A 22,587-nucleotide genomic window follows, 5' to 3' on the forward strand; every position below is an offset into this window, starting at 1 on the left:
ATACAGGAAATTATAAGTTTCACACTTATAGCTCATCCTGTATTTCTCCGGAACGTAACGCGCCGCGCCGCAAAGACGGCGACAGCCGTTTCGCCTTGCTAAATCCTAGACCACGGAGGTAATGACCGATGTCTTTACGCGTCACCCAATCGATGATGAACGCCCGTCTCCTTAGTAATATAACCGGAAATATGAATCGTATGAATACCCTGCAGGATCAACTTTCTTCCGGCAAGCGGATCAACAAGCCGTCCGACGATCCGGTCGGATTGACGTTCGCGATGCGTTACCGGAGCGAGCTGCAGGCGAACGAACAGTACGAGCGCAACGTCGATGCGGCGACATCGCTGCTCGAGTACACGGATACGACGATGGGCGAAGCCGTCGACGTGCTGCACCGCGTGCGCGAACTGATGGTCAGCGGCGCCAACGGCACGCTGCCGCAGGATGCGCTCAACTCGATCAGCACGGAGCTGAAGCAACTCCATAGCCAGCTGGTCGAGATCGGCAACAGCCAGTTCAACGGCAAATTCATGTACAACGGCGAGCAGACGCAGACGGCGCCTTACTTGAAGCGGACGATCGACGAGGCCGCTGCCGTTACGCCGGCTCAGTTGGCCGCCGATCCGACGGCGAATTACTTGGCCCAGAATGTTACGAGCGATACCGGGCAAATTAAATACGAACTGTCGCCAAGCATGGTTATGGCCGTTAACGTCACCGGAAACGAGTTTTTCGGCAATGCCGTCGTTCCCGGCAATGAGGCCAGCAGCGATAATGTGTTCAACATTCTTAGTCAGGCGATTAACGCGATGGATGCCGGGGATTCCGATGCGGTATCCGAATTGATCGGCAAGGTGGATTCCAGGATGAGTACCATGCTGGAGAAACGTTCCGAAGTCGGAGCGCGGATGAACCGGATCGAGCTGATCACCGCCCGTCTGCAGGATAACAACATCAACCTGCAAACCGTGCAATCCAAGGCGGAAGACGCGGATATGGCGCAGGTCATCACGAACCTGAAGATGGAAGAGAACGTGTACCAGGCGTCGTTGTCCGCCGGCGCGCAGATCATCCGTCCGAGCCTGGTCGATTTTCTGAGATAGAGTTGAGGTGAGGTAACATGCGTATTCCGCAAATTCAGATCCATCAGGAATATGCGCAGATCGGCTTGCAGACGACCCCCGCGCAGCAGGAGATCGAACAGCCTGGTCCTACCATCGAGATGAAACAGACTTCCGCCAAGCTTACGATCGAACAGACGGAGGGGCAGTTGACTATCGACCAGTCCCGAGCTCGGGACGCTTTGGCGCTGGGCAACAATCTGGAGACGATGAAGCGAATCTACGCGAAAGCGTCTCAGCTTGCGATGTCCGGTATTGCGCGTACCGTCGAGAAGGGCAATCAGATGGCGGCCATCCATCAAGGCGGCAATCCGATCGCGGAGAGCGCCAAAGATTGGCGGCGCACGTTCCCCGAGTTTGCTTTCGAGGGCGAAGCCTCGATGGACAATGTCGACATCGAATACAAGGCGAGCAAGCCGATTATTGACGTGCAGCAGGGCGGCGTGGAATACAACGTGACGCCTAACCGGGCGGAGCATCATTATACGCCGGGCAAAGTAGAGGTTTATTTGCGCCAGATGAATCGCGTAGAGATTACGCCTCCGGTGCTCGATATGATGAAATAGACGACGAACTATAGACAGCCACCGCGCTTTGCGAAGCGCGCTGTCTATAGTTTTTTGCTATATACCCCGATTGGAGGAGAGCATGCAGATGGAGTCGACTCGACTTGGCGATATTAAAGTGACGGGTTCGGAGAAGGTGGTATTCAATCAGGGGCTTCCCGGCTTCGAAGAGCTGAGAAATTTTGCTATACTGGACTTGGAGATTGAGCTGCCGATCAAACTGCTTCAGTCGGAGGAAGAATCCAGCCTGTCGTTGCTGATTGGCAATCCGTTTCATTTTTACCCGGAATACGAATGGGACATGCCTGAGCATGCCCAACAAGAGCTGCGGATCGAACAGCCGGAGGATGTAGAGGTGTGGTCCGTCATCATCTTGCCCGCCAATGCGGCCGAGGCGACGATCAACCTGCTGGCGCCGATCGTGATGAACAAGAAGACGCGCGAAGCCAAGCAGATCATCCTTCATAACAGCGCGTACAGCAACCGTCATCCGCTGTTGAAGGCCCCATCACACGAAGAGCGGGAGGGATAGCCGATGCTCGTTTTAGCCCGGAAGAGCGGAGAATCGATCATGATCGCGGGGAATATCGAGGTCGTCGTGGTGAGCGTCGAAGGCGACAATGTCAAGCTGGGCATCAGGGCGCCCAAAGAGGTCGAGATCTTCCGCAAAGAAATATACTTAAACATTCAAGCCTCCAATAAAGAAGCGGCGCAAGGAGAGACGTCTTTGAACAGGCTGGCCGATTTGCTGCGCGGCAACGCGAAAGGCGGTCAATAATACCTACCGGTTGTCATGAAGGGTCTTCGCATATTACGTGCGGAGGCTCTTTTTTGCATGCGGAACAACGCGAATGATGGGTAATCTTACCGGCGGCACAGCTCTAACAGAACCTCTCGTACGGCCGATATATATAGTACAAGGGCACGAGAGAGAAGCAAGACTCGCGAAGCGCTTGTAACCAATCATCAAGGCACCGCAAGGAAGCGGGCCTCACATTCAGGGAGGAAATTTATCATGCGTATTAACCACAACATTGCATCTTTGAACACGTACCGTCAGCTGAGCACGAACTCGGCGAACACGAACAAATCGATCGAGAAACTGTCCTCGGGTCTGCGCATCAACCGTGCGGGCGACGACGCGGCGGGTCTCGCGATCTCCGAGAAAATGCGCGGCCAGATTCGCGGCCTCGACATGGCGGGCAAGAACGCGCAAGACGGTATCTCTTTGATTCAAACGGCGGAAGGCGCGCTGAACGAAACGCACAGCATCCTGCAGCGTATGCGCGAACTCGCGGTACAATCGTCCAACGACACGAACACGTCGACGGACCGCGGCGAACTACAGAAGGAAGTCGACGAGCTGGCGAAAGAAATCACGCGGATCTCGAACACGACGGAATTCAACACGAAGAAGCTGCTTGACGGATCCGCGAAGACGGGTTCGACCGTGACGAGCGCCTCCGACCTGACGTTCCAAATTGGCGCGAACGCAGGCCAGAACATGGCGCTGTCGATCTCGGCAATGGACGCGAAGACGCTGGGCGTAACCGGCGCCTCCACGACGAACGCAGCGGCAACAGGTACCGCAGCAGCCGTTGCAACGGAAGGCATCAGCATCTCCTCGCAAGCATCGGCAAGCGCGGCGATCACGTCGATCAACACGGCGATCGAGACCGTATCGGCAGAGCGTTCCAAGCTGGGTGCGTACCAGAACCGTCTGGAGCACACGATCAACAACTTGGGCACGACGAGCGAGAACCTGACGGCAGCGGAATCCCGTATTCGCGACGTCGACATGGCCAAAGAAATGATGGAGCAAACGAAGAACAATATTCTGTCCCAAGCGGCGCAAGCGATGCTCGCGCAAGCGAACCAGCAGCCGCAAGGGGTCCTGCAACTTCTCCGTTAATCCCCCCCCCGTATAGCCCGTATCCGCTTGAAGCGGATACGGGCTTTTTTATGGATTAGGAACCTATGATGTTTTCAAGATTGCGGACACGACGAAGACGGCTGCGTGGCGAACGACGGTACTTCCGAGAGTCCTGATCGTTTTCGAATAACGACTACACGCATTGCCGAAAATATAGTCGAGTAGGGCCTGCGCCGCATCTCTTACCTGCATACCAATATAACTCGGACAAAAGGATGGGTCATCATGAATTGCTGCATTTGCGGACACCTTTGTCGACTAGAAGAGAAGTACGATAGAACGCCGCATATGTTGATGAGCGCGTTCGACGCAGATCGTTTGAAATTGCGGGATATCGAAATCTATCAATGCGAACAATGCGGGCATGGCCAAATGCCAGCCCAGATCAGCGAGGAGTATTACGACGATTATGCTATGGGTTCTTTTTGGGGAGCCAGCTTCAGACGCGTTAGAGAACAACAAATTGAGCGTTTGGGAAAGTGGGCTCCAGCCCGAAAGCGCTTCTTGGACATTGGCTGCGGGGTAGGGCACTATCTTGCGTTAGCCAAGAACCACTTCGAGGACTTGCAAGGCGTGGAACCTTCTGCCACCAGCGTGGCGGCTGCTCGCGAGAGAGGATTTTCAGTAATCCATGATTATTTTCATGGAGAGCTTCCGTTTGCGGACGGCTTCGATGTCATTACCATCATTGAGGTCTTGGAACACTTGGAAGATCCGGCTGCATTAGTGGAGCAAGCCGCAAGACTGTTGAACGATAACGGTGTAATGCTGGTCGAGGTTCCGAATGGGCAACGAATTATGCAAAACCGCTTATATTACAATCTGTGCACCGACCACATCCAGTATTTCTCCCCCTACAGCCTTTCCGTCATGGCCAATCGGGTAGGACTGACGGTCATTTGCGCGCAAGAATCAGATAACCCCAATTTGTTGGAGCTCTACGTCCGGCAAGTTCCGAAGCCGCGGCTAACGTTCAAGGCAAAGCGAGACTCTGCGTTCGACCATCTGATCGCGCATCTGCCGGCAAGCGCGAAAGTCGCGGCTTGGGGAGCCGGTGCGGAGGCGATGTGTTTTCTGGCCATGTTGGAAGGGAAGGTCCCGGTGGTGTGTCTATTCGATACCGATCCAGGCAAGCATGGTCATACGCTCGCAGGTATCCCCATTATGAAGCCTACCCCCGAGGAAGTGAATCAATTTGAGGCGATCATCATTTTCGCCAACGCGCACGAAGCCCAAATTCGAAGTCAGTTGGATGAATTGGGGTATGTCGGCACGGCGCTGTCATTCGAGGCATAAATTCACCCCCCGCCGGAATAATACAGGTATTCAGCCGTACAAACCGCGAAGCGCCAAGAGGATTCGGCCATTGGACCATTGGGGGGATCACGAACATGAACGTCAACCTATCGCAGAAGATAGAGTCGGATATAAAGGGACATTTGGCCGCGCTTGAAGCGGATGTAAACGATGAAGAGGCACTTCTTGCGCTTGCCAATGCCATCATCGACCATAACCTGTTGGCCGAGGCGATTCCCGTCATGCTGCAGCCGTTATTCGGGCAAGCTTCGCTCGACCTATTGCTCAGCAATCTCGGCATCACCTTCTGGTCAATCAAGCAATTGGATTATGTGATTCCTCTTCTTCAGGAATCCCTGGCAATCAATCCAACGAATGCAGACGCGCGATATAACTTGGCTTATGTGCTGCATAGCATCGGCGAGCACGAGCTGGCTTTGTCCTGTCTGGAGGCTAGCGAATCGCAATCGGAGGAGACGTTAAGTTTGCTGGCGGATATCAAGCAATCCCTCCGGCCTTCCTTCTTCGATGAATACAAAGTAGAGCAATTCAATATTGAAGGCGTTCCGCATCCGGTTTACGCCAGGACCGAGACGTCGGATCCTTTTGCGCTGCAGCAAATATTCCGATTCCATGAATATAGTTTCCCGGACCTTACGTTCTCCCCGAAGCTGATCATCGACGGCGGAGCCAATGCCGGGTATGCCAGCGTCTGGTTCGCCAATCTCTATCCGGGGGCGAAAATCATCGCCGTGGAGCCGGATAAATCCAATTTCGACGTGATGCAGTACAATACAAAACCCTATACACAGGTAGAACCGGTTCATTCCGGCTTGTGGAACAAAAATACATACTTAAATGTACGGGATGTCGGACTGGGCAAATGGGGGACCATGGTGCTGGAGACTGACGAACCGGATGAATCCAGCTTTAAAGCCGTCACCATCCAATCGCTCTTCGAGAACAGCGGCTTTGACGAAATCGATATTCTCAAGTTGGACATCGAAGGCGCGGAGAGAGAAGTGTTCTCGGAGGGCTTCGAAAGTTGGTTGGGCAAAGTCAAAATGATTATCATTGAACTGCATGACGCCATGAAGCGTGGCTGCAGCCACGCTTTCTTCAAGGCGATCAATCAGTACGACTTCGGTCTTACGCTCAAAGGGGAGAACTTGGTGTTAACGCGGAGCGATCTGTTCTACGCCATGTATCCGGAACGATTGTAAGGTCGGCCGCATGCTAGGCAAGAGTGGCTGCCGAAGGTGATGCGAAGGGGTTGTTACCATGTATGAGCTCAGCATTCGGGCGAATGGCATTAAACACGAGTTGGTCATCAACGATAATGGCAGCATCACCCGACTGACCGATTTTGGCATGAATCTAACGGAGAAACATACGCCCGTGTATATCGATGGACTGCAGGTAATTATGCATAATCTGGAAGAGGTCAATAAGTATGCCGAGAAGCCGATCGTGCAGGAAGATATGGTCGCGGTCGTAGCCTTCACGATTGATCGTATGCTGCGCACCACCGGCAAGCATGCCCGCATGCTCAACCTGGGCGATTTGGACGCAGGGATTTATTTTCAGGCCGCCGCGTTGAAGCTGTTCGACGAGAAGAACCGTCTTTACTGCTGCGGCGGGTGGGGGTCGAATCAAGCGGCGCCAAGCACGACCGAGAGCCAACTACGGCGATTTTCGCAAACAATGGCGAAGCTTGGCGTGTCGCAGCAGATCATTCCGTTCTTGGGCGATAGCCTGCAACAGCTAGCTCTGATTCAGAACGATTATTTCGACGCGATATTTCTGCACGAGCAGCGATACGGCACGGTAATGGAAGAGATGATCCTCGCCATCAAGAAGCTCAAGCCGGGCGGGATATTGATGGGGTATCATTGCGACTGCTACTTTAGCGAATTGCCGCCGCAGATTCAGAATAAAGATTTTACCCCGGATGAGCAGATGGACGGCGGTTACCACACGGGGGTTATTTTCGCGCTTAAGGTCTTGTTCGACGATGACTATGAAAAACCGCTCGCGAGGTCGACCGTATGGAAAAAGACGATTACGACGGAAGTCAAAGCAGGCATCCTACGCCAGTGCCTGCCTCCTCATGACAACGAGCAGTTCACTCGACTAATCAGCCAATGCCAAGCCCTTGAAAGCGGGCTTTCGCGATTGGATCGGATGGAAGGCGGCGAGCAGCTGATGCACGAGATCGGCTCCATGATCTCCGCTTGTGAACGAATCGCAGCGGATCTTGCATATCGGACGGGCTCTACGAAGCTCAAACTGGACATCGTGCAGCTGAAAGAACAATTTCTGGAGGCGATGATGAGTTTCGAGCGCAAGTGCGAGGCGACCTTCCAATCGAAGGTGAACGAGACGCGAAGCTTGCTGAATGACTGGAGCCGAACCTTACGTGATGACGAAAGGCGGTGGATGTATGAAAGCTAAGAAAACATTCTGTATATTGTGGCCCGGTTTGGAGAACAGCCATCTGACGAAAGACGTGGGCATTATTCCGTACATCATGCAAAAACACCATGATTATACGGCCCGCTACGTATCGTTGAAGCCAAGCGTAGGCGAGCTTTCATGGCCAGCGCTTGGCCAGTTCTCGGAACCGGTGGAAGTTGATCTGATCGAACCTTCGTTTGAATTTCGGTCGGAGACCATCCTTCAGACGGTGTTCGGGGCCAACCAGGAAGATTGCATTCGGGATATGGTCGGGTATATCGTCAAGCATGCCAAAGATATCGACGTGCTCTACTTCTTCGGCTTCTACGCTTTCTTTTTTAAGGTGGCGGCCGCATACAAGGAACAGAACCCGAAGGGGAAAATCTACTTGAAGCTCGATGCCAACCTGGCCTGGATCAATAATACCGCGCTGGACGAGGCGTTCGTTGCGTTCCTGCAGCGATGCGACGTTGTCACCAGCGAGACTATGATCGAATACCTCAATCAGAAGTGGCCGGTTCCGGTGCATTACATTCCGAATGGGTATTACTCGCTGGGTAGCGAAGAGAATCGGTTGCTGCGGATGTTTTCGTTCGAGGAGAAAGAGGACGTTATCCTGACCGTCGGCCGGTTGGGAACGCAGCAAAAAGCGACGGACGTGCTGCTCGAAGGCTTCAAACTGGCCGCTCCGCAATTGCCCCCAAGCTGGAAATTGGTGCTGGCCGGCAGCATTGAACCCTCGTTCGAGCCGGAGGTGGAGCGCTTTCTGAACGAGAACCCGAAGCTGGCCGAGCGTATCGTATTTCTCGGTTACATCCAGGACAAGCCGCTGTTGAACGAATGGTTTGCCAAAGCCAAAATTTTCGCGCTCCCCTCCTTATACGAAGGGTTTGCGAACGTCATGGCGGAAGCGAAAGCGCATGGGTGTTATTTCATCGCCTCGGATATCGAATCGAGCCGCGATGCCGCCTCGGAGCATGGCCGAAGAGGAAAGCTGTTCGATGAGGCATATCGTAGGAATAATCGGCAGGTCGAGTACGGTTCGCTTCACGAGGTTGGCGATGCGGCCGATTTAGCCCGGCGTCTGATTGAAGCCTGCAACGACCCGGAACGATTGCGAGTGGTCTGCACCCGGACGCAGCAGGATGCAATCGACCATTTCGACTGGGTAACGCTTTGCAAGAAAATCGACCATATGCTGCAGACGGCTAGTTCATAACCGCCCCGCTTCCATGTCCGGAACCCCCTCACCACCTCGAAGTCGAAATCCCATCCTATCATAACGCCTCCATACGAGCATTCTGTCGACAGTCGAGAAGGGCGCGGCCATCCGAATAGGCTTTATGCAATAAGGTGATATTATGGAAAATCGGATGGCCGGGAAAGGAAGTGGACGGCATGAAGGTTGTGATTTTGGCAGGCGGCAGGGGCACGCGCATTAGCGAGGAGTCTCATATCAAACCGAAGCCCATGATTCAGATCGGAGATGCGCCGATTCTGTGGCATATTATGAAAATATATTCCCACTACGGCTACAACGATTTCGTGATTTGCTTGGGTTACAAGGGCTATGCCATTAAGGAGTATTTCGCGAATTACTACCTCCATATGTCGGGGGTCATTACGTACGATTTTACGTCCGCCAATACGGTCAATGTGCATCATAACAAAGTAGAGCCTTGGAAGGTCACGCTTGTCGATACCGGAATCAATACGATGACGGGCGGCCGGATCAAAAGAGTCCAACCGATTATCGGCAACGAACCGTTCATGCTCACCTATGGGGATGGACTCGCCAACATAAATATCGACGATTTGGTGCAGTGGCACCGAAAACACGGGAATCACGCCACGATCTCGGCCGTTCAACCGGATGGCCGATTCGGCCGTCTCGAACTCGAAGGCGACCGGGTCGTCGGCTTTGCCGAGAAGGTGAAAGGGGACGGCAGCTGGATCAACGGCGGATTTATGGTCTGTGAGCCGGAAGTCTTCGATTATATTGACGTCGAGGACGAGACGATATTCGAGCAGGGGCCCTTGCAAAATCTGGCGAAAGACGGCCAGTTGAACGTCTATCAACATCACGGGTTCTGGCAGCCGATGGATACGCTGCGCGAGAAGATTACGTTGGATGACATGTGGGTCCATCAGAAGGCGCCGTGGAAAGTGTGGGAGGAATAACGCCCATGTTCAACATCTCGCTCTCCATGCAAGAGCTTCAAACCTACGTCTTTCGTCAGTTGGACCATTTCTTCCCGGACGGTCGATTGTCGCCTCGCGATCCGCGGATTGACGAAGCATTTCAAGATGCGCTGGACCGCGCGGAATATTGCTTCCGCCATGTGGCGCTTCGATCGTATCATCGCGAGGGCGTGACCTTCCTCTCCCACCTGCACTCGGATCAATATACGATGTTCTTGTGGTTCCTATCCAATTCGATCTGGAGACGGCTGGAGGACGCCGAACTAGCATCGAAGCTGTTCTATCTCAATAAAGCGCTCAATGGGGTCGCGTGCATGTATGACGCGGCCATGCCCGACATCTTTCTCGTCGTGCACGGGGGAGGGATTGTGCTGGGCAAAGCCTTGTATGACGATTTCTTCGTCTGTTATCAAGGGTGCACGGTCGGCGCGATCAACGGCGTCTATCCGGTGTTGGGCAAAGGCGTGGCCATGGCCCCGCAGTCCGCGATCATCGGCGGGTGCCGCGTTGGCGACCATGTCACGATCGGCAATCAAGCCCTTCTTCGCAACGACGACCTGCAACCGGGGGCCGTCTACTATCGGAATACGGAAGACGGGAAGCACATGAGCCGGCAGGTTGACAAGCCTTGGGCCCAGTCCTTCTTTAATGTCCCGATTCCCCGCAAGGAGAAAGGGGGATGAGCGTGCCGGCCAAAACGGTGCTCGTTAGCGGCGCGGAGGGTTACCTGGCCCTCCATTTGGCGCATCATTTAAGGCAGTCGCAGTATCGCGTCTTGACCGCAAGCAGACGAAGCGGAGATTTTCGCATGGATTTCTCCCGGCCTTCTGAGGTTGCAAGCCTTCCTGCCGGCGGCATTGACGCCATGGTCCATCTCGTTTCGCCGAATGAAGGCATGCTCAAAAATGATCCCCTCGGCGCGCTCGCCGAAGCCGCAGCCGGGATCCATGCCGCCCTTGATTTCTGCAAAGCCAACGGCATCCCGGATTTTATCTACGTCTCTAGCTTCCATGTGTTCGGCTCGACGGGCGGCGTGCTGACCGAGCAGACCGCTCCGGCCCCTCGGAACGACTACGGGTTGTCTCATCTGATCGCGGAACAGACCGTGCAGATGTTCGATAGGGCCGGTCCGATCAACGGGTGGATCGTCCGGCCTTCGAATGTGTTCGGCGTGCCGCATAAGGTGGACGCGTTCAAGCGATGGCATTTGATCCCGTTTTTATTTTGCCGGGAAGCGATTGAACGCCGCCTGATCACGCTCCTGACGCCCGGACGCCAACTTCGTAACTTCGTGGGCGCGTCGGACGTTTGCGGAAGCATCCTGTGGCTCTTGGAGGAGCGGCCGAAGGAACGCATGATTCATGCCTATGGGAAAGAAACGCTGAGCGTGCTGCAGTATGCCCGGTTGGTGCAGCGCATCGCGCAAGAACAATTCGGGCTGCCGGTCCGGATCGAAGCACCGGAAAGAGCGGATTCGTCGGTGGAATTCGAATTTACCAGCCGGATCGAGCACCCTCGATTGGAGCCGAGAGCGAGTCTTGAAGCATTCGTAAGGGACATGCTGTCCATCCTAATGAACAAGGACATGCCGATCAACCACGATGGCAGCCGCTAACTACCACTATAGAGCAAGGAGAATCGCCGGTCATGAATGTTCAGCCACTCTCTCTGCATGGAGCCGCTCTGCTTGTACAGAAGCCGATCGCAGACAACCGCGGCAGCTTTGCCCGAACGTTCTGCGGCCGAACATTGGCCGAGCACGGCCTTTCTTTTCGCATGGCGCAATGCAACGAAGCCTTTAACAAGCATGCGCGCACGTTGAGAGGGATGCATTTTCAGCGGCCTCCCCATGGCGAAGAGAAGATCGTGAATTGCGTCCAAGGGAAACTGTACGACGTCATCGTCGACCTGAATCTGGATAGCCCGACCTTCGGCAAATGGGTTGGCGTCACGCTGTCCGCGGATGACGGCCAATCGCTATTCGTGCCCAAAGGGTTCGCGCACGGCTATCAGACGTTAACCGAGAATACGGTCATTCAGTATATGGTCAGCGAGTACTACACCCCTTCCCATGAGTCCGGCGTCCGCTGGAACGATCCGTTCTTCGGCATCGAGTGGCCGTTCACGGAGGACCTCCTTCTCTCCGAGAAGGATCGGAGTTGGACCGATTTCGACAAGATGAGGGACGGCATACGTTTATCGGAGGGAGTTCGGACATGAATACCGAAATCGCAACGCATTCGTTAGAGCTGCTTCAGGGCGGTTATGAGGGCGTGATCCATTTGCAAAATTGCATCCGTCGGGGCGAGCTGAATGCGCCCGATATCGCGATCTTTGAAACGATGGGCGAACTGCTGGATATCCTCGAGAAGAGCATGGCCGAGGCCGACGTCCCTCACCGCGTGCCAGAAATCAACGCCAATTTGCGTTATTACCTGGACGGCCTCATGCAGGATTTGAACGACGATCAAGTGGATCGGTTTCTGTACGATTTCCGCTTTCACTTTTACTCGTTATACCGCGTGCTAGAATTCGAAATCGCGTACATCGTCGAGCGCCATGTGGACAAGGAGGCGTATCCACGATTCTACCCGGAGATTGTGGACGTTGACCACCATGAGATCGTGACGCTGGGGGAAGAGGCCGGCTGCAAGGTGAGCGTCGTGTTGTTGGCGTACAATAATCTTGCCGTGACGCGCGATTGCGTGGATAGCATTATCGCGAACATGGGGGATATGGACTACGAATTGGTTCTGGTGGACAACGGCTCCACGGATGGCACGAAGGCGTATTTCGACTCCGTTCCGGGCGCGAAGGTCATTCACTTGAAGTATAATATTCACCTCGTCAAAGGCTTTAACATGGGACTCATGGCGGCGGAGGGCCGATATACCGCTGCCGTGTGCAACGATTTTATTTTCACGTCCAATTGGATCCATAATCTGATGGCTTGCATCGAGAGCGATCCCCAAATCGGATACGTTTCCCCGGGAGCCACCTCGATCTCCAATATGCAGCAGATCGACATCCCATTCGTCTCCATCGCGGATTTTCAGGAGCGGGCAAGGGCGTTTAACATCAGCAATCCATCCAAATGGGAGGAACGTGTAGTCTTGCTGCCCAATGTCTTATGCTGCCGGACCGCGCTGCTCGAGAAGATCGGCTACTACGATACCCGTTTTTACCGCGGCGAGTTTCTGGATGACGACATCAGCTTCAAAATCAGGCGAGCCGGCTATAAGCTGGTGTACTGCGCCGATACGGTCACCCACCATTACGGTAGCTTGACGACCACGTCGGATCATCTGACCGGTTCCTTGGAAGAGGGGCGGAGGAGTTTCTTCGACAAGTACGGGTTGGATGCTTGGCAGGACGCCCGCATGGATTCGACCTATCTGGAGATCGACCGGAAATATTTGAGCGGCGCGCAGACCCTATTAGGCGTAGATGTCAAATGCGGAGCAACGTTCATGCAGATCAAAAATCGCATCTGGTCCGAGTTCGGCATCCAGCCGGACTTGCGGCTCTGCACGACGGAGCCCAAATACGAGACGGACTTGCGGACGCTGTCCGACGACGTTTCTGTGATTGAACGGCTTGATCAGCTCCCGGAGGTAGTTTGCGGCAAGTTGGATTTGATTTACATCGAGAAGCCGCTGGATACGTATCCTGAAGAGGCGAGCGTCGTATTCGGGATGTTAGCGAGGATGCTTGCGGATAACGGCAGCTTGATCTTTTACGTCACCAACAACATCAGCATTGAGGCGATCTTCGATATGCTGAATGCGTCCGCTTCCCTTCACAATCGAAGGATATACGTGCGGAATATGCTGCTGACGGAAGCGCGGAAGCACGGATTCGGCCAGGCGGCCGTCATGGATTTCATCGTTGAACGCGGCCCGCAGGCGACTCGGATGATCGAATCGGTGGCCAAACTGTTGTCCGGCAACCAAGAGACGCAGGCCCGGTACATCGTAGCCGCTATGAAACCCGGCTATGCGATGTACCAGCTGAAATTAGAGGCTATTCCCGATTAACAAGTCACTCTCGCGACCAGGAGCATGCACATGGTACAATTCGGAACCGTAGACCGCTCGTTTTGGGCCGGCAAGCAAGTGTTTCTTACCGGGCACACGGGTTTTAAAGGGAGCTGGCTCTCGCTATGGCTTCACGGCATGGGAGCGAGCGTGACGGGCTTTGCCCTGCCCGCCCCGACCGTTCCTTCGTTATTCGAGCTTGGCAAGGTGGAGCAAGGCTTGGAGAACTCCGTCATCGGCGATGTGGCCGACCTGGAGTGGCTTCGTTCGGCGCTGCGGCGGGCGGCCCCCGAAATCATCATACATATGGCCGCGCAGCCCTTGGTGCGGGCTTCGTATGATGACCCAGTGGGAACCTTCCGCACCAACGTCATGGGTACAGTCAACATCTTGGAAGCCGCCCGCGCCTGCGACTCCGTCCGGGTCATTCTCAATGTGACCTCGGACAAGTGCTATGAGAACCAGGAGTGGTACTGGGGTTATCGGGAGAACGAGCCGATGGGCGGGCATGATCCGTATTCCAGCAGTAAAGGTTGCTCGGAACTGATTACATCGGCATATCGCCGATCGTTCTTCGCTTCGCCTTCGATTCAAGTGGCGACGGCTCGTGCCGGGAATGTCATCGGCGGAGGCGACTGGGCGGAGGATCGGCTGATCCCCGATCTGATCCGCGCATTGATGAAGAACGAACAGATCGAGCTTCGCAATCCGCAAGCCGTACGGCCTTGGCAGCACGTATTGGAACCGTTGTCCGGCTATCTCGTGCTGTGCCAACAGTTATACGCGGGAGGGGAGGCTTACGCGCAAGCCTGGAACTTCGGTCCGCTTAACAACGAGACGAGCTCCGTCGAAACCATCGTCAATCAAATGCTGGACAAGTGGCCGTACGAGCACCCAGGCTATAAAGTAGTCGGACAAGCCCATAAGCATGAAGCGGGCTTATTGCATCTCGATTGCTCCAAGGCGATGCGGGAGCTCGGTTGGAGGGCAAGATGGTCCACGGATCGCGCTTTGCAAGCGACGGTAGATTGGGTGGTCGGGTATATGGAAGGAAAGGATATTCATGACTTGTGCAAGCAGCAGATTGCGGAATATGAATCTGAATACATATAGCTGCCCAGTCCCGATTCGGCTGCATTCGCTCTTGTCTGTTCAGTCGCTAGATTATGGGTAATGTTACCGGCTCTTCAGCTATAACCTACTTTTTCAAACGACCGATATATATAGTACAAGGGCACGAGAGAGAAGCAAGACTCGCGAAGCGCTTGTAACCAATCATCAAGGCACCGCAAGGAAGCGGGCCTCACATTCAGGGAGGAAATTTATCATGCGTATTAACCACAACATTGCATCTTTGAACACGTACCGTCAGCTGAGCACGAACTCGGCGAACACGAACAAATCGATCGAGAAACTGTCGTCGGGTCTCCGCATCAACCGCGCGGGCGACGACGCGGCGGGTCTTGCGATCTCCGAGAAAATGCGCGGCCAAATCCGCGGCTTGGACATGGCGGGCAAGAACGCGCAAGACGGCATCTCCCTCATCCAAACGGCAGAGGGCGCGCTGAACGAGACGCACAGCATCCTGCAGCGTATGCGCGAACTCGCGGTACAATCGTCGAACGACACGAACACGACGACGGACCGCGGCGAGCTGCAGAAGGAAGTCGACGAGCTGGCAAAAGAAATCACGCGCATCTCGAACACGACGGAATTCAACACGAAGAAGCTGCTTGACGGTTCCGCAAATACGGGATCGGGCGTAACGAGTGCTGCGAACCTGACGTTCCAAATCGGTGCCAACGCTGGTCAGAACATGTCGCTGTCGATCTCGGCGATGGATGCGGCATCGCTTGGCGTAGCCGGCACGGGAGCAGCATCCGCAACAGGTACCACGGCGGCTACAGCGACGAACGGCATCAGCATTTCCTCGCAGGCTTCCGCAAGCGCGGCGATCACGTCGATCAACACGGCGATCCAGACGGTATCCTCCGAGCGTTCCAAGCTGGGTGCGTATCAGAACCGTCTGGAGCACACGATCAACAACTTGGGCACGACGAGCGAGAACCTGACGGCAGCGGAATCCCGTATCCGCGACGTCGACATGGCCAAAGAAATGATGGAGCAAACGAAGAACAATATTCTCTCCCAAGCGGCGCAAGCGATGCTCGCGCAAGCGAACCAGCAACCGCAAGGAGTGCTGCAGCTCCTCCGTTAATAGTTCTGTTCGATTGGCAAGGTCTTAGGCTTCACCGCCTAAGACCTTCATTAAAAATATAGGGAGGCTAATAATGTACCCATCTATTGCCCTTTGTATGATTGTGAAGAACGAAGAGAAGCATCTTGCGAAATGTTTGACTAGCGTACAGGGGTTAGTGGATGAAATTATCGTCGTGGACACGGGATCGACCGATGCCACGGTAAACATCGCGAAGCAATGCCAAGCCAGCGTGTACCATTTCGAGTGGGTGAACAGCTTCGCGGCTGCGCGTAACTATGCATTAGAGCAGGCCAAATCCGACTATATCCTCGTGTTGGACGCCGATGAATACTTAGAGCAGGCCGATCTGCGCCGGGACCTTCAGTCCGGACAGGATTATTATTCGATGAAAATCAAAAATATCGTCGGAACGGGATCGACGTTTACCCATACAGCCGTACGATTGTTCCGCAATATGCCAAGGCTTCGTTTCGAGAACCGTCTTCACGAACACCTGAATATTAATGCCGAACAAAACGCGGGTTTAAAAGGCGGCATGGCAACGACGGTAATCCAGCATGTCGGCTACAGCGATGAGACCATGACGGAGAAAGACAAAATCGACCGCAATTTGAAGCTGATCCTGCTTGACGTGAAGGAGAATCCAAGCGGCTATAACTTGTTTAATGCAGGCAAGGCTCACGTTTCCGCCGGAGATTTCGCGGGGGCTATCCCTTATTTTCAAAAATCGTATCCGCTCAGCACAAATCGGGTTTATCTACCCGAATTGTTGACAAAGCTGGGGCTCTGCCTGTACGAGCTAGGTAGATGCGATGAAGCGGCCAGAGTGCTTGAAGACGGGGTGAACTGCTTCCCGCGTGAATCAGACCTGAGATACATGCAAGGCAAGAACTTTCTGAGAATGGGCTACTTGAAGGATGCGGAGGAAGCATTCAAGGCTTGTCTGGAAATCGGCGATACCGGCGACATGGTCGTGGAGGGCACCGGCGGGTATTTAGCCCGTTTGAGTTTAAGCGAAGTTTACGAGCTCCAAGGTCAAATGCTCAAAAGCTTCGATATGATTGCCACGGTAGCCGCCGAACATCACAACCTGATTCCGGCTCTGGTGAAGTACCTGGAACTGACGGCGAAACTCCGGTTGCCGCTGGAGGAAGTCAAGGCGAGCATGGCCGGCATTTTCAAGCTCGCGCGGATCGACGATCTCGAACTGCTCCTTAAAGTGCTCTACAACGTGAAGCACCCGCTGCTGCAAGTCTACATTCGCGAATATGGCGTAAACGTGGAACGAAATGTTTTGGCCGTCGCGGCCATGTATGCGAAGGATTATAAGCAAGCCCAGCTCTATTGGGAAGAGCTTAACGTGATACCGGACGAGAACGTGCTCGACTATACGCTATTAGCTTTCCTGTCTCGGGACGAGCTGATGCTGGATCGAGTGAAAGCGAGATTGAACTGGTCAGGCAAAGAACTGAAGGCATACGGCAAAATCGTAAGTCGTACGTTCGAAGGCGAGATTCCAAGCGGACTAGGCAAAACCATTATGGCATTGTGCAAGCAGTTGATTCTCCTTCAAGGACAAGAGGATTTCGACTATATGTCGCGTTTAATCGCGGGAAGTTCTGTGGAGCTCCGTCTTCAGCTGGCGGAACTGCTGGCTGACTATCGATTGACGGGAGCGGCCAAAACGACGATTAACAACATCTTCCATCAGAAACCGAACCATGGGAAGTCGCATCAACTGCTGGGGGGGCTCTACCTTAGCGAAGGCGAACTCCAACAAGCATTGGAGCACTATCGCAAAGCCGCGTTGTATACGAACGGCTACCCGGCTTTCGAGGGCATGTACCGCGTCCTGCAAGGGATGAACGACAAGGCTGGGGCAAGCGGAGTCGTAGACCGCATCCGGGCGCAATTCCCGAATTGCAGATGGGTGCAGGAATCGGAACCCCAGCTGTTCGCTTCTAGAGCCTAGGCGAGGGTAGGTCACGATCACTCATACTTTTTCATTCCTGGTTGCGTCTAACGTGACCGGGTATTTTTTTGAGAAATTTTTCTGAGAAGCTATAAACATTCGCGAGAGACCGCCGATATATATATCAAGAGGAACATTGTTCCACTGACATACACCGACGGTCAAGGATGGACCTGATAGAACACCGGCGCTTTGCAGGACGCGAGGCCGCTCGGGGTTATATTGGGCCATCCTTTTTATGTGTATGTATAATAGAGGACAAGTGTGAGATTCAAGGAGGAATCGTAGATGCTGGTAGTAGGTAGGAAACCGGGCGAGTATATCATGATTGGCGACAACATCAAGGTTCAAGTCGTGAAGAGCAAGGATGGCGACCTCAGATTGGCCATCGACGCGCCGAAGGAGATTCCGATTCTCCGGGGCGAAGTGTACGAGCAAGAACGCGCGCAAGCGTAAGCAAGCGCCGCAACTACATAGCCGTTTACTCAAGGACGAGTAGTCAGCACCCGTTAGCCGGTAGGATACCGCAGGCGACAGGTTGCTAGCTGCTCGTCCTTTTATTTTCGGTAATAGGTCGCTTATGCGACTTGTTATATAGATTACGGCGGAAATGGAAGTCCGCCGAACACTCATTCCAAGGAGGAATTTTATCATGCGTATTAACCACAACATTTCGGCTTTGAACACGTACCGTCAATTGGGTGCTAACAGCGCCGCAACAAACAAAAACATCGAGAAATTGTCTTCCGGTCTTCGCATTAACCGTGCTGGCGACGACGCTGCAGGTCTGGCGATCTCCGAGAAAATGCGCGGCCAGATCCGTGGTCTCGACATGGCTGCGAAGAACTCGCAAGACGGCATCTCCCTGATCCAAACGGCTGAGGGCGCGCTGAACGAAACGCACAGCATTCTGCAACGTATGCGCGAACTGGCTAACCAATCCGCAAATGGCACGAACACCGATGCTGACCGCGGTGCGCTTCAAGACGAGATGAATCAGCTGACGTCCGAGATCAACCGTATCGGTAATACAACTGAATTCAACACGCAGAAGTTGTTGAAAGGCGATGGCAAAGCAAATCTCAAAGAAGCAAACGTCTTTGTTGATGGTACTTTGGCGAGCGGAGCAACAAACAAAACGCAAGCTACGAATGCTATCACCATTACAACTGCTGCTGCTGCAGGCGATACAGTGAAATTCACGCTTAACGGGCAGGAACTGAATGTTACATTCACAGCTTCTACATCTAACGGTGGAGTAGTAGGCGGCGACAACAAGGGCTACAATGTTACAGCGAACTCTGCAAATGTTGCTATTGACGCTGCGCCGGATGCAACCAAGACTGGCGCAGGACTTAAAGATGCTCTGGCAAAAATGATTGAGGCGAACGAAACCTTAAAAGGCCAATATACTGTCTCTGATGCAACAGGTGTTGTAACAATTACTGCAGTTGCTGGCGGTAAGTTTGATGGTGCTGAAGGCAACATCGATACAACAACCGAAACAGGTGCAATCGTATTTACTGGTGCGGCCGACAACGTTGGTACAACAACTCATGTAAAAGCAACGAAGACGCTTGACTTCGATGCTGCAATTACAGGTGCTACGACTACTGCAACTGACACAAATCTTAAAGCACTCGTAGGTACTGGATTTACGATTAACGGCCAGCAAGTTGAGTTCTACAATGCGAACGATGGCGCATACACAGGAAGCGGAATTGGTGTAGCGATCAACACTGCATTGGAAAATGCAACAAACGCTAACAAAGCGGATGCTCTTGTTAAAGCAATCGCTGATACCGTAGGTTCGAAAATTGATGGCGTTACTCTCACGGCTACTGGCGATGATCTGATCATTACTGCTAAAGAAGGCGGAGTTGAAGGTAACAAAATCGAATACAAAGACGGCGGTATCCAAAAAGAGTTCAAAACCTCTTTCCAAATTGGTGCTAACAGCGGACAAGCCATGTCTTTGGAAATCAATGATATGCGTGCGAAAGCTCTTGGTATCGTAGGTAAAGCGGGCGATACGGGCTTCACAGCAAGCAAAACAGTTACCGACGGTACAAACGATGTTAAAGGCGAAGCAGCACTGAACATCTCCACGAAGGACGATGCTGCTAAATCGATCGCAATTGTTGACAAAGCGATCGCTTCCGTTTCCAGCGAGCGTTCCAAACTGGGTGCCGTTCAAAACCGTCTGGAGCATACGATCAACAACCTGGGCACCGCTTCCGAGAACCTGACGGCAGCAGAATCCCGTATCCGCGACGTCGACATGGCGAAAGAAATGATGGAGCAAACGAAGAACAACATCCTTGCACAAGCGGCGCAAGCAATGCTTGCTCAAGCGAACCAACAACCGCAAGGCGTTCTGCAGCTTCTCCGTTAATCTTAGTAGTAGAAAGAGAGACCTTAGGCTTCCTAGGGTCTCTTTTCTTATATTCTCGTTCATAAATAATCGCCCAACTATAATACTTGCAAAACCACATGCCGATATATAAGTTAAATCACATTGATTACGGAGGATGGGTCGAATGAGTATGAATATCTCCGGTAATAGCAATAGCTTTCCCGAGCGGGTTGCGCCGGCCGAGCCTGTAAGCAAGCCGCGCGAGACCGCTTCGACGAATGCGAATGCGAATTCCGATTCGCTAGCCCAATCGCAGCTCGGCTCGCACATCCACTCGATTAACGAGTTGAAGCAAGCCGAATTGCGCGGCGAGAACTATACGCTGAGCGACGAGCAGGTCGTCAAAGCCGTCGAGCGCGCGATCAAAGCGATGCAGGGCAAATCGACATCGCTCGAATTTCGAATTCACGAACAAACGAAACTGATCGCCGTTAAGGTGCTGGATAAAGATACAGGCGAAGTCATTCGCGAAGTGCCGCCGGAGAAAACGCTCGATTTTGTCGCGAAGTTATGGGAAATGGCAGGTCTGCTGGTAGACGAGAAAAGATAACGAGCAGCCGCCGAATAAAGAGAGGAGTGAGTAGATGGTTTCCGTAAACCGCCTCAGCGGCCTGATTTCAGGCATGGATACCGATTCACTGGTCAAATCGCTCGTGAGCTCGCAAAGCTCGAAAGTCAACAAAATGAAGCAGCAGCAGCAGCTGCTCGAATGGAAGCGCGCCGACTACCGGGATCTGAATTCGAAAGTACTCGATCTGCGCAACAGCGCCTTCAACATGAAGCTGCAGGGCAGCTACTTGACGAAGTCCGCGACCTCGTCGCAGGATGGCGCAGTCTCCGTGACGGGTACATCCAGCGCGAATGCCGGCCAGTACAACATTGAAGTGTCCAGCTTGGCCAAGGGCGCTTCGTTGACGTCGGGCGTCATTGGCGCGAACGATGTGTTGTATGCCAATGGCGAATCGATGACGATCAACGGGCAGACGATCACGTTTACCGGAGATACGAAAGCTGCCGATCTGGTTAACCTGATCAATGCCAAATCGACCGATACCGGCGTGAAAGCTTCCTATGACACGACGATGCAACGCGTTTTCTTCTCGACGATGAAGACGGGCACTTCCGCTCAGATCGATATCGGCGGCGCTTCGGTCGCATCCAAGCTCAAGCTGGCTTCAGCAGCGGGAACGAGCCAAGGACTGACGACGACATCCGCGATTCCTTTCGGCGCCGGCGGAGCGCCACAGAACATTACGCTTAAAGTAGGCAGCAAAGACTACACGTATTCGCTATCCGCGACGGACAAGGTCGGCGACCTGCTGAACAAGATCAACCAGGACTTCGGAACGACGGGGATTACCGCGCAAGTCGACGGCGGTAGAATCGTGCTGAACAATCCTAGCGGACAAGCCGTAAGCTTCACAAGCGGCGACGCCACGATGCTTGCCGGTCTCGGATTAGATGCTGCGCTGGATACCGCCTACAACCCGACCGCCGTCAAGACGACCGGCCAGAACGCGAAGGTGAAGTTCAACGGCGTCGAAGGCTCTTACGAGTCCAACACCTTCTCGATCTCCGGCATGACGATTACGGCCAAGACGACGACGACATCGCCGGCGACGTTGACGGTTAACCAAGATACGGACGCGGTATTCAAAACGATCAAAGATTTTGTCGATAAATATAATACGTTGATCGACACGGTCAACACGAAGGTTTCGGAATCGTACGACCGCGACTACCAGCCGCTGACCGATGAGCAGAAAGAAGCAATGAGCGAGGACGACATCAAGAAGTGGGAAGAGAAAGCGAAAGTGGGCTTGCTGTCCCGCGATTCCATCTTGTCCAGCGGCTTATCCTCCTTCCGTCAAGCGTTCTCCGAAGGCATGACGGGCATGAGCTCCACGATGAACAGCTTGGCCCAGATCGGCATATCGTCCACCCTGAACACGAATGGCGTGGTGCAGGGCACCTATTTGGACAAAGGCAAGATCTACATCGACGAAGCGAAGCTGAAGAAAGCGATCGCCGACAACCCGGACGAGGTTATGAAGCTGTTTACGGCGAACGACGGCAATTCGACAACAAGCTCCGGCGACGGCTTGGCGGTTCGCTTGTACGACCGGGCGGATGCGATCATTACGAAGATCACGGCCAAAGCCGGTACGGCAGCCTCGTCTTCCCTGAAGTCCTATGAGATCGGCAAATCCATGAGCGATTTGACGACCCGCATTTCGAGAGAAGAAGTCCGAATCGCCGATATGCAGGATCGCTACTATACGCAGTTTGCGCGGATGGAATCATACTTGAGCAAAATGAACTCCCAAAGCAGCTGGCTTTCCCAACAAACAGGCTAACCGAAA

Annotated in this window: 21 protein-coding genes; all 21 read left to right on the forward strand. The window is 53.6% G+C overall.

Annotation, left to right across the window (positions count from 1 at the left end):
• The first annotated feature begins 128 nt into the window (after nucleotides 1-128).
• The 21 genes from flgL (at nucleotide 129) to fliD (ending at nucleotide 22,581) form a co-directional block, all read left to right on the forward strand.
• Nucleotides 129-1,106 carry a flagellar hook-associated protein FlgL gene (gene flgL / locus BCM02_RS13610; RefSeq protein ID WP_148929635.1) on the forward strand — a complete coding sequence of 326 codons (978 nt, stop codon included), beginning with the start codon at nucleotides 129-131 and terminating at the stop codon, nucleotides 1,104-1,106.
• A 17-nt stretch (nucleotides 1,107-1,123) separates the two neighbouring features.
• Nucleotides 1,124-1,690 carry a DUF6470 family protein gene (locus BCM02_RS13615; protein ID WP_148929636.1) on the forward strand — a complete coding sequence of 189 codons (567 nt, stop codon included), beginning with the start codon at nucleotides 1,124-1,126 and terminating at the stop codon, nucleotides 1,688-1,690.
• Between the two features lie 88 nt (nucleotides 1,691-1,778).
• The gene (fliW, locus tag BCM02_RS13620) at nucleotides 1,779-2,222 is read left to right on the forward strand and encodes a flagellar assembly protein FliW (protein WP_187434194.1); all 444 of its coding nucleotides are present in this window, start codon (nucleotides 1,779-1,781) and stop codon (nucleotides 2,220-2,222) included.
• A 3-nt stretch (nucleotides 2,223-2,225) separates the two neighbouring features.
• Nucleotides 2,226-2,468 carry a carbon storage regulator CsrA gene (gene csrA, locus BCM02_RS13625; protein ID WP_148929638.1) on the forward strand — a complete coding sequence of 81 codons (243 nt, stop codon included), beginning with the start codon at nucleotides 2,226-2,228 and terminating at the stop codon, nucleotides 2,466-2,468.
• 237 nt (nucleotides 2,469-2,705) lie between these two features.
• Nucleotides 2,706-3,602 (forward strand): flagellin Hag, encoded by an 897-nt coding sequence (gene hag, locus BCM02_RS13630; RefSeq protein WP_148929639.1) that lies wholly within the window; start codon nucleotides 2,706-2,708, stop codon nucleotides 3,600-3,602.
• A 246-nt stretch (nucleotides 3,603-3,848) separates the two neighbouring features.
• Nucleotides 3,849-4,919, forward strand: a complete 1,071-nt coding sequence (locus BCM02_RS13635) for a class I SAM-dependent methyltransferase (RefSeq protein ID WP_148929640.1) — start codon at nucleotides 3,849-3,851, stop codon at nucleotides 4,917-4,919.
• Between the two features lie 95 nt (nucleotides 4,920-5,014).
• A complete protein-coding gene (locus BCM02_RS13640) occupies nucleotides 5,015-6,142 on the forward strand; it encodes an FkbM family methyltransferase (RefSeq protein WP_148929641.1) in 1,128 nt (375 codons plus the stop codon).
• 58 nt (nucleotides 6,143-6,200) lie between these two features.
• Nucleotides 6,201-7,373, forward strand: coding sequence for a class I SAM-dependent methyltransferase (locus BCM02_RS13645; protein WP_148929642.1), 1,173 nt, complete (start codon nucleotides 6,201-6,203; stop codon nucleotides 7,371-7,373).
• On the forward strand, nucleotides 7,363-8,595 hold the full coding sequence (locus tag BCM02_RS13650; protein ID WP_148929643.1) for a glycosyltransferase family 4 protein: 1,233 nt from the start codon (nucleotides 7,363-7,365) through the stop codon (nucleotides 8,593-8,595). Before BCM02_RS13645 ends, BCM02_RS13650 begins: the two co-directional genes overlap by 11 nt.
• A gap of 179 nt (nucleotides 8,596-8,774) precedes the next feature.
• Complete coding sequence (rfbF, locus tag BCM02_RS13655; RefSeq protein WP_148929644.1) at nucleotides 8,775-9,557, forward strand: glucose-1-phosphate cytidylyltransferase; 783 nt, start codon at nucleotides 8,775-8,777, stop codon at nucleotides 9,555-9,557.
• 5 nt (nucleotides 9,558-9,562) lie between these two features.
• Entirely contained in the window at nucleotides 9,563-10,261 is a 699-nt protein-coding gene (locus BCM02_RS13660) for an LbetaH domain-containing protein (protein WP_148929645.1), read from the forward strand.
• Entirely contained in the window at nucleotides 10,258-11,193 is a 936-nt protein-coding gene (locus BCM02_RS13665) for an NAD-dependent epimerase/dehydratase family protein (RefSeq protein WP_148929646.1), read from the forward strand. The genes BCM02_RS13660 and BCM02_RS13665 overlap by 4 nt, the downstream gene beginning before the upstream one ends.
• Before the next feature lie 32 nt (nucleotides 11,194-11,225).
• Nucleotides 11,226-11,798 carry a dTDP-4-dehydrorhamnose 3,5-epimerase gene (gene rfbC / locus BCM02_RS13670; protein WP_148929647.1) on the forward strand — a complete coding sequence of 191 codons (573 nt, stop codon included), beginning with the start codon at nucleotides 11,226-11,228 and terminating at the stop codon, nucleotides 11,796-11,798.
• Entirely contained in the window at nucleotides 11,795-13,615 is a 1,821-nt protein-coding gene (locus BCM02_RS13675) for a glycosyltransferase family 2 protein (RefSeq protein WP_148929648.1), read from the forward strand. The genes rfbC and BCM02_RS13675 overlap by 4 nt, the downstream gene beginning before the upstream one ends.
• Nucleotides 13,616-13,645: 30 nt before the next feature.
• Nucleotides 13,646-14,728: a CDP-glucose 4,6-dehydratase gene (gene rfbG / locus BCM02_RS13680; protein WP_187434195.1), complete on the forward strand. Its 1,083-nt coding sequence runs from the start codon at nucleotides 13,646-13,648 to the stop codon at nucleotides 14,726-14,728.
• A gap of 214 nt (nucleotides 14,729-14,942) precedes the next feature.
• Nucleotides 14,943-15,833, forward strand: coding sequence for a flagellin Hag (hag, locus tag BCM02_RS13685; protein ID WP_148929650.1), 891 nt, complete (start codon nucleotides 14,943-14,945; stop codon nucleotides 15,831-15,833).
• A gap of 73 nt (nucleotides 15,834-15,906) precedes the next feature.
• On the forward strand, nucleotides 15,907-17,808 hold the full coding sequence (locus BCM02_RS13690) for a glycosyltransferase (RefSeq protein WP_148929651.1): 1,902 nt from the start codon (nucleotides 15,907-15,909) through the stop codon (nucleotides 17,806-17,808).
• 288 nt (nucleotides 17,809-18,096) lie between these two features.
• Nucleotides 18,097-18,264, forward strand: coding sequence for a carbon storage regulator (locus BCM02_RS13695; protein WP_148929652.1), 168 nt, complete (start codon nucleotides 18,097-18,099; stop codon nucleotides 18,262-18,264).
• A 196-nt stretch (nucleotides 18,265-18,460) separates the two neighbouring features.
• A complete protein-coding gene (locus tag BCM02_RS13700) occupies nucleotides 18,461-20,203 on the forward strand; it encodes a flagellin N-terminal helical domain-containing protein (protein WP_148929653.1) in 1,743 nt (580 codons plus the stop codon).
• A gap of 145 nt (nucleotides 20,204-20,348) precedes the next feature.
• Nucleotides 20,349-20,774, forward strand: a complete 426-nt coding sequence (locus BCM02_RS13705) for a flagellar protein FlaG (protein WP_148929654.1) — start codon at nucleotides 20,349-20,351, stop codon at nucleotides 20,772-20,774.
• A gap of 34 nt (nucleotides 20,775-20,808) precedes the next feature.
• A complete protein-coding gene (fliD, locus tag BCM02_RS13710) occupies nucleotides 20,809-22,581 on the forward strand; it encodes a flagellar filament capping protein FliD (protein ID WP_148929655.1) in 1,773 nt (590 codons plus the stop codon).
• Nucleotides 22,582-22,587: the final 6 nt, after the last annotated feature.

The organism is Paenibacillus methanolicus (assembly GCF_008124765.1).
Lineage (GTDB): Bacteria > Bacillota > Bacilli > Paenibacillales > Paenibacillaceae > Paenibacillus_Z > Paenibacillus_Z methanolicus.